The organism is Bradyrhizobium diazoefficiens, from assembly GCF_016612535.1.
Taxonomy (GTDB): domain Bacteria; phylum Pseudomonadota; class Alphaproteobacteria; order Rhizobiales; family Xanthobacteraceae; genus Bradyrhizobium; species Bradyrhizobium diazoefficiens_C.
Map to the genome: position 1 here is coordinate 555,711 of NZ_JAENXS010000002.1, position 12,166 is coordinate 567,876.

Consider the following 12,166-nt stretch of genomic DNA (forward strand, 5'->3'; position numbering starts at 1 on the left):
CAACACCGCAGCGAGACAGCGCATGTTTCTACATGTGTCTGAGGCCGGAACGCGCCTCAGGCCGTGATCGCCTTGACCGATCCGACCTCGTTGCGCAGCAGGAATTTCTGGATCTTTCCTGTCGACGTCTTCGGGATCGGCCCGAACACGACGGCCTTCGGCGTCTTGAATCCGCTCATATGCGTGCGGCAGAAGGCGATGATGTCGGCCTCGCTCGCGCTGGCGCCGTCCTTCAATTCGACGAAGGCGCAGGGCACCTCGCCCCATTTCGGATCTGGCTTTGCCACGACCGCCGCGAACAGCACGGCGGGATGCTTGTAGAGGATGTCCTCGACCTCCACGGAGGAAATGTTCTCGCCGCCGGAGATGATGATGTCCTTGGAGCGATCCTTAATGGTGACGTAGCCGTGCGCGTCGAGCACGCCGAGATCGCCGGTGTGAAACCAGCCGCCCTCGAAGGCTTCTTTCGTCGCCCTCTCGTTCTTGAGGTAGCCCTTCATCACGATGTTGCCGCGGAACATGACCTCGCCGATGGTCTCGCCATCGCGCGGCACTTGCCTCATGGTCTGCGGATCGATGACGGTGACGTCTTCCTCGAGCGGGTAGGGCACGCCCTGCCGGCGCTTCATCCGCGCTCGCTCGGCGGCGGGAAGCTCGTCCCAGCCGGGCTGCTCGGCGCAGACGGAGGCGGGGCCGTAGACCTCGGTCAGGCCATAGACGTGCGTGAGCTTGATGCCGATGTTTTCGGCGCCTTCGAGCACCGCGACCGGTGGCGCCGCACCTGCGATCAGGCCGACCACGCGGCGAGCCGCGCTACCCTTCGGCGCATCGGGCGCGTTGATCAGCGTGTTGTAGACGATCGGCGCGCCGCACATGTGGGTGACGCCGTGCTGCTTGATCAGATCGAAAATTTTGGTCGGCTCAACCTTGCGCAGGCAGACATTGACGCCCGCGGCCGCCGCGAGGGTCCAGGGAAAACACCAGCCGTTGCAGTGGAACATCGGCAAGGTCCAGAGATAGACCGGATGCTGGCCGAGTTGGCCTGCGAGAATGTTGCTGATGGCGTTCAGATACGCGCCGCGATGATGGGTGACGACGCCCTTGGGATTGCCGGTCGTGCCCGAGGTGTAGCTCAGAGCGATCGCATCCCATTCGTCCTTTGGCGGGATCGCCGCAAAATTCGGATCGCCTTGCGCGACGGCGGCTTCGTACTCGATCTCGCCGATGCGCTTGCCGCCCTTGAAGGTGGTATCATCGACGTCGATCACGAACGGCTTTGGCCCGCTCATCTGCGCCAGCGCATCGGTGATCACGCCGGAAAATTCGGGATCGACCAGGATGATTTTTGCGCCGCCATGATCGAGCTGGAATGCGATCGAGGGCGCATCGAGGCGGATGTTGAGCGCGTTGAGCACGGCGCCGGTCATGGGAACGGCAAAGTGTGCCTCGTTCATCGCCGGGATGTTCGGCAGCATCGCCGCCACGGTATCGCCGACGCCGATGCCCCTGCCGGCGAGATAAGAGGCAAAGCGCTTGCAGCGCTCATGCGTCTGCCGCCACGTGAAGCTGCGGCCCTCATAGACCGTGCTGACGTGATCGGGATAGACCGCGGCGCTGCGAGCGAGGAAGCTCAGCGGGCTCAGCGGAACGTAGTTGGCGGGGGTCTTGCCGAGGCCGATGTCGTACTGGTTCTGCCGGTCACTCATCGACATTCTCCTTCGCGCCTACAGGAATCCGATCGAGATCCAGGGGAAGACCGCAACGATGATCAGTCCCACCAGCAGCGCCAGCAGATAGCCCCAGATCGGCCTGATGCCTTCGGCCGGATCGACCTTTCCGATGGCGCAGGCGGCATAATAGCCGACGCCGAACGGCGGCGCGAATAGCCCGATACCCATCGCCAGAATGATGATCATGGCGTAGTGCACCTCGTGCACGCCGACGAGGCGCGCGATCGGAAACAGCAGCGGCCCGAACAATACGATCGCCGGAATGCCTTCCAGCACGCTGCCGAGGACCACGAAGGCCAGAATCGAGACGGCGATGAAGGTCGCGGATCCCCCCGGCAGGCCCGTCATGGAGGCCGCCAACTCGCGCGAGAAGCCGGACTGGGTCAGGCCCCAGGCCATGCCGGTCGCAGTGCCAATGATCAGCAGGATGGCGCCCGACAGCGCCGCGGTCTCGACCAGCATCGGAAATAGTCGTCGCCAATCGAAGCGGCGGTAGACGAGGATTCCGACAATGGCGCCATAGACGATGCCGATGGTTGAGACTTCGGTCGCGGTGGCAATGCCCTCGACCACTGCGTAACGGATCACGAAGGGCAACGCGAGCGCGGGCAGGGCGACGATAAAGGTCCTGCCGATCTCGGACGCAGTGGCGCGGCGGACATGGCTCATGTCCTCGTGGCGGTAGCGCCACCGCACCAGCATACAAAGCGTGACCGCGAGCACGACGCCGGGCAGGAGGCCGCCGGTGAACAGCGCCGCGATGGAGACGCCAGTGACCGAGCCGATCGTGATCAGCACAAGGCTGGGCGGGATGGTTTCGGTTTGGGCACCGGTCGCCGCAAGCAGCGCGACGAGATCACCGGGCTTGGCGCCGCGCTGCTTCATCTCGGGGAACAGCACCGGGGCGACCGCCGCCATGTCGGCCGCCTTGGCGCCGGAGATACCGGAGACAAGGTACATCGCGCCGACCAGCACGTAATTCAGGCCGCCGCGGACATGGCCGAGCAGGCTCGCCAAAAACGCCACCATGGCCTTCGCCATGCCGGTCATCTCGATCAGGAGCCCTAAGAACACGAATAGCGGCACCGAGAGCAGAATGAGATGGCTCATGCCCTCGTCCATCCGCCCGACCAGCACCATCACCGGCGTGCGCGTCGTCAGCGCCAGATAGCCGAAGATCGCCAGCCCAAAGCCGAACGCAATGGGAACGCCGGCAAAGACGCAGAAGCCGGCAACCCCGACGAAGAAGATGACGAGGTTGAGATTGCCGAGCGGCCGCAGATAAGGTTGCGCGAGCCAGAACAGACCGATGATGACTGCAACGGAGATCACGGCCGTCAGCACCATGCGGTAATCGGCGGCGCGCAACAGCCGCAGCAGCGCGAACACCGCCATCAAGCAGATGCCGGCCGGCAGCGCCGTGGCGCGCCACATGTTCGAGATCTGGAGCGCTGGCGTGGTGATGAAGCTTTCCTCGTAGGCGTACTCGGCCGATGGCCAGACGATCAGCGCCAGGAACGCCAGTGCCGCGCAGGTCGCGACCACATCGAGATAGGCGCGCATGGCCGGCCCCGCGCTGGCGACAATTGCCGTCATGCGCATGTGCTCGGAGCGACGGAACGCGACCGCCGCGCCCAGCATGGCGAGCCACAGGAACAGGATCGAGGCGAGCTCATCCGACCAGATCAGTGGCCGGTGCACGCCGTAGCGCGCGACCACGCCGGCAAACAGGATCACGATCTCGGCGACCACCAAAATGGCCGCCGGGACTTCGACCGCGAGGCCGAGCACGCGCTCCAGTGAAGCCAGCAACGAAGGTCGGCGAGGGGACTGAACAGCCACCTCGCCCACCACGTCGGTCACTTCAGCTTCGACATGAGCCATGACGGCCCCAACACGTTACGACAGCTTGCCGGCGGCCTTTTCCAGCAGCGCCCAGGCCTGATCGCCATATTTGCCTTTCCACTCGGCGTAGAAGCCGGCAGCGCGCAGCTTGTCGCGGAACGGTGCGACCGCCGGCTGGTTGAAGGTCAGGCCTTTGCCCGCCAGCTCCTGCTGGAGATTGGCGTTGAGCTTGGCGGTATCCTCGCGCTCCTTGACGGCGGCGGCGTTGATGTTCTTGGCGACGATGGTGCGCACGTCCTGTGGGAGCTTTTCCCAGGCGCGGCGGTTGGCCAGGAACCAGAAGCCGTCCCACATGTGGTTCGTCAGCGAGCAGTACTTCTGCACCTCGTAGAGCTTTGCGGTCGAGATGATCGCCAGCGGGTTCTCCTGGCCCTCGACGATCTTGGTCTGGAGCGCGGAATAGACCTCGCTGAAATTGATCGAGGCGGGCGAAGCATCGAACGCCTTGAACATCGATGTCCACAGCGGTGACACCGGCACGCGGATCTTGAAGCCCTTGAAATCATCCGGGCCGTTGATCGGCTTGGTCGACGATGTCGTCTGGCGGAAGCCGTTGTCCCAGATCTTGTCCATGACCTCGAGGCCGGCCTTCTTGATCTCGCCGCGGACATAGGCGCCGAGGTCGCCGTCCATGGCCTTCCAGACCGTGGGGTAGTCCGGGAACGCGAAGCCGATGCCGTTGATGGACGCCGCCGGCACCAGCGTCGCCAGGATCAGGCCGGACAGCGTGAAGAACTCGACGCCGCCGGAGCGGATCTGGCTCAGCATGTCGGTGTCGGAGCCGAGCTGGTTGTTCGGAAAGATCTGGAGGTCGAACTTGCCGTTGGTCTCGCTCTTGATCGCCGCCGCCATCTCCTTGGCGCGCAGGTTCAGCGGATGGGTGTCCGGCAGATTATTGGCGTATTTGTAGGTGAACTCGGCGGCCTGGGCGCGGGCCACTGAGGGCGCGCTGATGCCGCCAAAGACGGCGGTCGCAGCGGAGGCCTTGAGAAGCGTGCGGCGGGAAAAACTCATGGGTCTGCTTCCTCGGAAGAATTGTTTTTGTTTTGAGACGCAAACCTATACGGACGTCAGGTCAGCAGTCATCTGCGATCTCGCGAAGTTCGCTTATTGCAGCCGGGCAACGTTGCCGCAATATCGGCTTTCAACACATGGGCCGGATTCAAAAAGTGAAAAACAACCCCATGCACAGTAGCCGTCAAGAGCTGGGGGGATCATCGATCGTCTGGGCCGAAAACAGACGCTGGGCGAAGGCGATGTTGCAGGAGTTTCACCTAAATAACTGATCTGATTGAATATAAATATATTCCATAATATACCTTATGCGAATTACGGATATAGCCATGCAGGACAGACCAGCCAAATCCGAGGCTACCCAGAAACCCGCTCCCGGTCGACAATCGGTCGACAAGGGACGACGCTCCGACTGCTAATCGGATGGTCGCCGACACGAACACAGGTGGTCCGAACCGCCGGCTCTTTGGGAGGTCTTCATGCAGGAGAACGTCGCCTGCGCGAGCGGCTCGCGCGCCATTCCGTTCGATGCCGCCAAGCTCGACCGCCTGATGGAGGCAGCCCACCTCGACGTGCTAGTCGCGACCTCCAAGCATAATGTGCAGTACCTGCTGGGTGCCGAGCGCGCGATCTTCTTCGACTACATGGATGCGCTCGGCGTCAGCCGCTATCTGCCCGTCCTGGTCTATCCCAAGGGCGCGCCGGAGAAAGCCGTCTATATCGGGCATCGACTGGAGACCCATCAGCGCGCCGTGGCGCCGACCTGGGTGCCTCAGGTCCGGACCGAGTCCAACGGCTCGGTTGATGCCGTCACGCGCGCCGTGACGCTGATCCGGGATGCCGGTGTGCCGTTGAAGCGGGTTGGGGTCGAGATGGCGTTCCTGCCGATGGATGCGGGCCGGGCACTTGCCGACGCCCTGCCCGGCGCCGAGCTCAAGGACGCGCTGTTGGTCCTGGAGCGACTGCGCGCAGCGAAGTCGGCGGACGAGCTGGCAAAACTCAAGACCGCCTCGGAGCTGGTGATTGCCTCGATGCTGGAGGTGATCGCCGGGCACGGGCCGGGCACGACCAAGCAACAATTGTCGGATGCGTTGCGGGTCGCCGAAGCCAATCGCGGCCTGACCTTCGAATACTGCCTGCTCGCCTGCGGCAACAGCCATAACCGGGCGCCGTCGGCGCAGCGTTGGGAGCAAGGCGACGTGCTGTCGCTCGACTCCGGCGGCAACTATCACGGCTACATCGGCGATCTCGCGCGCATGGCCGTGCTCGGCGATCCCGATACCGAACTCAGGGATTGCCTGGCCGAGATCGAGGCGGTCCAGCGCGCGGCCTTTGCCGCGGTCCGGCCGGGCGCCATGGGCGGCGACATCTACGTCGCGGCCGAGCGCCAGCTTGCCCAGATCACCCAGCGCGACTGCACGGACTTTTTGGCCCACGGCATGGGTCTCGTCAGCCACGAGGCCCCTCGCCTGACCGCCAAGGGCCCGGTTCCCTACGATGACACCGACGCCCGGCTCCCGCTCGAGCCCGGCATGGTGGTGTCGATCGAAACAACGATGAAGCATCCCAGGCGCGGCTTCATCAAGCTTGAGGACACGGTCGTGGTGACGCCGACGGGATACGAGATCTTTGGCGAAAGCGGCCGCGGCTGGAATATCGGCGGCAGCGCGCTTTAACGCAGCGGCAGCACTGCGGCTCCTTAGACGGCGAGAAATCCCGCTCCGCGCGTCGCCCTCTCCTTACGCCGTGCCGGCGGCCGCAAGCCCGCGCAGAGCCGGCGGGATCGTTTCAGGCAATTGTCCGAGCTTCTGAACGGCCGCCATGATCGCGGCGAGATAGCCGTACGGTCCGAGGCCGCAAATGACGGCCGTGCAGGCACTCGACGTGATCGAGTGGCGGTGAAGCTCGTCTCGCGCGTGAATGTTGGAGATATGCAGCTCGATCTTCACCCCCTCGAAGATCTTCAGAGCATCGATCAGCGCGATCGACGTGAAGGAATAGCCCGCCGGATTCATAATGATCGCATCCGCCGCACCATGGGCCGACTGGATCAGGCTGACGAGCTCGCCTTCCATGTTGGACTGATGGAACGAGATCGAGACGCCGAGATGATCGGCCAAGGCCTGGCAGCTCGCCTCGATCTCCTTCAGCGTCGTCCGGCCGTAGATATGCGGCTCCCTGATGCCGAGGAAATTGAGATTGGGTCCGTTGAGGATCATGATCTTGGCAGCCATTTTCCTGCTCCTTGCCATTGTTTCCGATGCAACCAGCCACCGAACCATTTTGCCGGGATCGTCACCAGTCCGGAAACAGCGCGCAAGGCCTGCCGGAACGCCGGTTCCCGTTCGGTTAGCGCAGCGGCAACAGCTCCAGCTGGCTCTGCGCCTTCTTCGTCGCCGCTGCGAACCAGCTCTGGCTCGGCGCCTTCCTGGCGAAACACTTGGTATAGGCGTCCATCGCCTGATCTTCCTTGTCCATGGAATCCTCCGGGACCTTTTTCGCCATCATCTGCTTCCAGACCTTCTCACAAGCCGGGATCTCGGCCGTTTTCACGGCATCGGTTGCGGCGAGGAAGAACACCTTGCCGCCCTGGATCGCGACCACGTCGATCTCGTGCGGCGGCCCCTTCAGGTCGCCATTGCCGCGGACGCCGAGCACGGCAACTGCAGCGCTCGCGGACGCGGGCTTTGTGATCGGTAGCTCGGCATATTTGGCGAAGGCCGAGTCCTGGATTGCTTGATAGTAGAAGCGGTCTGACCTGAATGCCGCGCCAATATCTTCCGGCATGCCGTCCGCGCGGTGCTCGGCGAGCCAGTGCTTGAGCAGCGCGGTCGTGGTCACCACGGCCTGCATCTTGTCGCCTTCGGTTGCGAAACCGAGACCGTCGAGGTGGCCGAAGCCTGAGTCACCTTTGAAGAGCGTGTCGGCGTTCGTCTTGCCCTCTGCAGGCAGCCCCTTGATCGCGACCGGCCCCACCAGGCCACGCAGCACGCCGGTCAGCTCGTCGAGCGCTGCATCGTGCTGCTTGGAGGTCTCGTCGCTCTCCTTGGCCTTGGAAAATTTTGCGATGTAGCGGTCGCGCAGGTCGAGATAGTGCTGCTCGGGAGACGCCGCGTGTGCGGGCGTGGCGAAGGCGAGCAGGCAGAGTAAGGCAAGCGATCTCATTGCGATGTCCGGATGACGGAGTGAGGTTCTCCAGGCTTGGTGGCGTTGCCGGGTCGGAAGGTTCATCCCTGGCGGCATGCCCTGCTCCGCCGAAGAATCAATCCTTCACCATGCCAGCCGGGTTCGCCGCCTGACACTCACCGAACCATTTGCAGCCACGGCATCACGATCACCAGCAGGCCTGCGAAATAGAGCAGTCCGAAGACCAGGCCAAAGCCCCAGAACTGGCCCTTCCCGATATAGCCGCTGCCGTAATACATCGGCGCCGGCCCCGTTGCGTAGGGCGAGATCACGCCCATCAGGCCGAGCGAATACATGCAGACCATGGCAAGCGTCGTCACCGGCAGGTCGGGGATGCCGGAGCCGACCGCGAGCACCACCGGCAGCACCGCTGCGGTATGCGAGGTGATGCTCGAGAAGAAATAGTGGATCCAGAAGAACAGCGCGACCAGCAGGATCATCGCGGTCGACGGCGACAGCCCCACGAGCGGTTTTGCGAATTCATTGGCGAACCATTTGACGAAGCCGATTTCGTTGAGGCCCGAGGCCAGCGTCAGCAGCGAGGTGAAATAGAAAAACACCTCCCAGGCGCCCTTCTCGCTGACGATGTCGGCGAACGCGATCACGCCCGTGACCAGCATCAGCGAGATCACGATGAATACGACGGTGGTGGCGTTGACGAAGTTCGAGCCGAGCAAGGGGACGTGGATGTTCGGGCTCGATCCCGCGATCCACAGGAACATCGCGAGTATGATCAAGGCCAGCATGATCCACTCGTTGCGCGACATCGGGCCCATCTCCGCGAGCTCTTTCGCCGCCCATTCCGAGATTTCGGGGCTGCGCTTCACCTCCGGCCGGCAGATCGCGTAGCTGAGCAACGGGACGAGAATCATCAGCAGAAGGCCGAGCGGTGCGAAGCCGACGAACCACTGGCCCCAGCTCACGTCGACGCCGACCGTCTTCTTGGCGATCGCCAGCGCCGCCGCGTTCGGCGCCAGCGCGGTGAAGAACAGCGAACTCGTGATCGCGGTCGCCGCGAACGCGGTCCACATTACATAGGTCCCGATCTTGCCGGCGGTCGGGCCCGGCTCGGAGCCGTAGATGCGCGGTATGTTGCTGATGATGGGATAAACGATGCCGCCGCTGCGCGCGGTGTTCGAGGGCGTCGCCGGCGCGAGCAGGAAGTCCGAGATCGCAACCGCATAACCGAGGCCGAGCGTGTTGCCGCCGAGCCGCCGCACCAGCACCAGCGCGATGCGCCGGCCGAGCTGGCTCTTGCGATAGCCGATCGAGAACACGAAGGCGCCGACGATCAGCCACACCGTGCTCTCGGCAAAGCCGGCGAGCATCCAACGCAGCGATTTGTTGGGATCGGCATCGATATAGCCGCCAACGCCGGCAACCGTCAGTCCGATCAGGCCGACCGCGCCGACCGGCATCGATTCCAGGATCAGCCCGGTGATGACGGCCGCGAACACGGCAAAATAGTGCCACTGATTGACGTTAAGACCCGCCGGCACCGGCCAGAGATAGATCGCCAACCATACCACGAGCGGTGCGATCAGTTTCCAGCGAAATCGTTTCGCCTCAGGCGCCTGCGAACTGGCGGCCATGGGCCCTCCCCCTCGATGGTTGTCGCAACGTGCCGCCCGTTGGCGGGGCCGCTTTGGTCCCTGCGCCGCGTATAGGGACTGTCCGCGGCGTGATCAATGACCTGGGTCAACGTCTCCAACCCGGCTCAAGGTCTACCGTCCCTTGAAGTGCGGCTTGCGTCGGCCGAGGAACGCCTCGACGCCCTCCTTGTGGTCCTCGGTGAGGCTCGCCAGCGCGAACTGATCGAGATCCATGTGACTGGCAAGATCATCCAGCGCGTGTGCAAGGCGGTTGACCGTGAGCTTTGTCATGGCGACCGAGAGCGGCGGTTGCGCAGCGACCTTCCAGGCCATATCCATCGCTGCGTCGAACGCCTTGCCGGGATCAACGACCTGCTCCACCAGGCCCCATTCATAGGCCTCGTCCGCGCTGATGCGCTGATCGGCCAGGATCACCGCCTGCTTGGTGCGGGCCGGTCCGATCAGATGCAGCATGCGCGGAATGCTCTGCCAGCTCATGTTCATGCCGAGCCCGATCTCGGGCACGCGCAGATGCGCGTCGCTGCCCATGATCCGGAAGTCGAGCGCCACCGCCAGCGCCACGCCGCCGCCGACGCAAAAGCCTTCGATTGCTGCAATCGTGATCTGCTCCATCTCCTGCCAGGCATGGGTGAGGCGCGGTCCGAGCTTGAGATGCCGCCGCAGCGTGCCGAGGTCCATCTCCTTGCGCGCGCGCCCTTCGGCGTCCTTGAGGTCGAAGCCCGCGCTGAATGTGCCCACATTGCCGGTGAGCACCACGACTGATGTTGCCGCGTCATCCTCGAAGCTGCGCGCGGCTGCCGTGAGCTGGCGCAGCGCTTCCGGCGACAAGGCGTTGATGCCGTCATTGCGGTCGAACCGCACCACCGCGATCCGTCCCTCGGGCCCGAGGCCCTTCTCGATCTTGACGAAGTCTTTCATGGGTCTCTCCGAAGCTGATTTGCGTTGATGCTAGCCCACAAATGGCGTCACGAACACGTGGCTGAATTGCACTGCAACGAAGGCTCGACAGGCGGGGAAAGTTTCGCTTAATCTTCCGCTCCATGAGCCACGATCACGACCACCATCATCACGATCATTCGGAATTGTCCGAGACCGAGCTGCGCGTGCGCGCGCTCGAGACGATCTTGACCGAAAAAGGCTACGTCGAGCCGGCTGCGCTCGACGCCATCATCCAGGCCTACGAGACCAAGATCGGCCCGCATAACGGTGCGCGCGTCGTTGCCAAGGCCTGGACCGATCCGGCGTTCAAAAAGGCGCTGCTGGAGGACGGCTCCAAGGCGATCGGCACGCTCGGCCATGTCAGCCGTGTCGGCGACCATCTCGTCGTGGTCGAGAACACGCCAGAGCGCCATAACATGGTCGTGTGCACGCTGTGCTCCTGCTACCCCTGGGAGATGCTGGGGCTGCCGCCGGTCTGGTACAAGGCCTCGCCCTACCGCTCGCGCGCGGTGAAGGACCCGCGCGGCGTGCTCGCCGATTTCAACGTCACGCTGCCGAAAGACACGGAAATCCGGGTGTGGGATTCCACGGCCGAGACGCGCTTCCTGGTGCTGCCGATGCGCCCCGAAGGCACTGAAGGCTGGGGCGAGGAGCAGCTTGCCGAGCTCGTCACGCGCGATTCCATGATCGGCACCGGCTTTGCCAGGACGCCCGGAGCGCCGTCGTGAACGGCGTGCACGACATGGGCGGCATGGATGGGTTCGGCAAAGTCGAGCCCGAGCCGAACGAGCCGATGTTCCATGTGGACTGGGAAGCGCGCGTGCTGGCCATGGTGCGCGCGATGGGCGCCGCCGGTGCCTTCAACATCGACACCTCGCGCTTCTACCGCGAGACGCTGCCGCCGCATGTTTATCTCTCCAGCTCCTATTACAAGAAATGGTTCCTCGGCCTCGAGGAGATGCTGATCGAGAAGGGCTATCTCACCAGACAGGAGATCGCCGCCGGCCACGCGATGCAAGCCCCGAAAGCGCTCAAACACGGCAAGTTCGACCTCAACCAGGTCGAACGCATCATGGTGCGCGGCAAGTTCGCCCGCCCTGCCCCTGCACCCGCCAAATTCAACATCGGCGACCGCGTACGGGCTAAGAACATCCATCCGACCACACACACAAGGCTGCCGCGCTACGTGCGCGGCCATCTCGGTGTGGTCGAGCTGAACCATGGCTGCCACGTGTTTCCGGATTCGGCGGCGATGGAGCTCGGCGAAAATCCGCAATGGCTCTACACGGTCGTGTTCGAGGGACGCGATCTCTGGGGCACGGACGGCGATCCGACCCTGAAGGTCTCGATCGACGCGTTCGAGCCCTATCTGGATCTTGCGTAATGAGCAGCAGCGCTGCTGCCGCCGCGACGGCCGCCATACCGAGCATTCCACGCGACGACGAGGGTCCGGTGTTCCGCGCGCCTTGGGAAGCCCATGCCTTCGCCATGGCGCTGACGCTGCACGACCGCGGCGTCTTTACCTGGCCGGAATGGGCTGCGGCGCTCGCCTCCGAGATCAAACGCGCGCAGGCCGCCGGCGACCCTGACACGGGCGAGACCTACTATCTGCACTGGCTCGCCACGCTGGAAGGCTTGGTCGCAAGCAAGGGCGTCGCGTCGATGGACACGCTGCACCGCTATCGCGACGCCTGGGACCATGCGGCGGACAGGACGCCACACGGCAAGCCGATCGAGCTGAAGGTCGAGGATTTTCGGTAAGCTGCCTCCACACACTCC

11 protein-coding genes are annotated in these 12,166 nt (G+C 63.8%); 4 read left to right on the forward strand and 7 right to left on the reverse strand.

The features are described from left to right. Positions 1-56: 56 nt before the first annotated feature. From JJE66_RS19410 to JJE66_RS19420, 3 genes are read right to left on the reverse strand one after another with little or no spacing between them, the layout of a single operon-like run. The gene (locus tag JJE66_RS19410; protein ID WP_200516025.1) at positions 57-1,706 is read right to left on the reverse strand and encodes an acyl-CoA synthetase; all 1,650 of its coding nucleotides are present in this window, start codon (positions 1,704-1,706) and stop codon (positions 57-59) included. 18 nt (positions 1,707-1,724) lie between these two features. Further along, entirely contained in the window at positions 1,725-3,614 is a 1,890-nt protein-coding gene (locus JJE66_RS19415; protein WP_200516026.1) for a TRAP transporter large permease subunit, read from the reverse strand. A gap of 15 nt (positions 3,615-3,629) precedes the next feature. Next, positions 3,630-4,649, reverse strand: a complete 1,020-nt coding sequence (locus JJE66_RS19420; protein WP_200516028.1) for a TRAP transporter substrate-binding protein — start codon at positions 4,647-4,649, stop codon at positions 3,630-3,632. A 479-nt stretch (positions 4,650-5,128) separates the two neighbouring features. Here JJE66_RS19420 and JJE66_RS19425 point away from each other — a divergent pair, with 479 nt between their 5' ends. Beyond that, complete coding sequence (locus tag JJE66_RS19425; protein ID WP_200516030.1) at positions 5,129-6,325, forward strand: Xaa-Pro peptidase family protein; 1,197 nt, start codon at positions 5,129-5,131, stop codon at positions 6,323-6,325. 63 nt (positions 6,326-6,388) lie between these two features. Here the strand turns inward: JJE66_RS19425 and JJE66_RS19430 are convergent, their stop codons facing one another. The 4 genes from JJE66_RS19430 to JJE66_RS19445 all read right to left on the reverse strand — a co-directional run bounded on the left by JJE66_RS19430 (position 6,389) and on the right by JJE66_RS19445 (position 10,366). Continuing rightward, entirely contained in the window at positions 6,389-6,883 is a 495-nt protein-coding gene (locus JJE66_RS19430; RefSeq protein WP_200516032.1) for a type II 3-dehydroquinate dehydratase, read from the reverse strand. A 115-nt stretch (positions 6,884-6,998) separates the two neighbouring features. Continuing rightward, complete coding sequence (locus JJE66_RS19435; RefSeq protein ID WP_200516034.1) at positions 6,999-7,814, reverse strand: hypothetical protein; 816 nt, start codon at positions 7,812-7,814, stop codon at positions 6,999-7,001. Positions 7,815-7,951: 137 nt separating this feature from the next. Next, the gene (locus JJE66_RS19440; RefSeq protein WP_200516036.1) at positions 7,952-9,427 is read right to left on the reverse strand and encodes a DASS family sodium-coupled anion symporter; all 1,476 of its coding nucleotides are present in this window, start codon (positions 9,425-9,427) and stop codon (positions 7,952-7,954) included. A gap of 132 nt (positions 9,428-9,559) precedes the next feature. Next, the gene (locus JJE66_RS19445; RefSeq protein ID WP_200516037.1) at positions 9,560-10,366 is read right to left on the reverse strand and encodes an enoyl-CoA hydratase/isomerase family protein; all 807 of its coding nucleotides are present in this window, start codon (positions 10,364-10,366) and stop codon (positions 9,560-9,562) included. A 122-nt stretch (positions 10,367-10,488) separates the two neighbouring features. Here JJE66_RS19445 and nthA point away from each other — a divergent pair, with 122 nt between their 5' ends. The 3 genes from nthA to JJE66_RS19460 are packed head-to-tail and all read left to right on the forward strand — an operon-like array spanning position 10,489 to position 12,148. Beyond that, on the forward strand, positions 10,489-11,115 hold the full coding sequence (gene nthA, locus JJE66_RS19450) for a nitrile hydratase subunit alpha (protein ID WP_200516039.1): 627 nt from the start codon (positions 10,489-10,491) through the stop codon (positions 11,113-11,115). Continuing rightward, positions 11,112-11,771, forward strand: a complete 660-nt coding sequence (gene nthB, locus JJE66_RS19455; RefSeq protein ID WP_200516040.1) for a nitrile hydratase subunit beta — start codon at positions 11,112-11,114, stop codon at positions 11,769-11,771. Before nthA ends, nthB begins: the two co-directional genes overlap by 4 nt. Beyond that, on the forward strand, positions 11,771-12,148 hold the full coding sequence (locus JJE66_RS19460; protein WP_200516042.1) for a nitrile hydratase accessory protein: 378 nt from the start codon (positions 11,771-11,773) through the stop codon (positions 12,146-12,148). The genes nthB and JJE66_RS19460 overlap by 1 nt, the downstream gene beginning before the upstream one ends. The last annotated feature ends 18 nt before the right edge of the window (positions 12,149-12,166 follow it).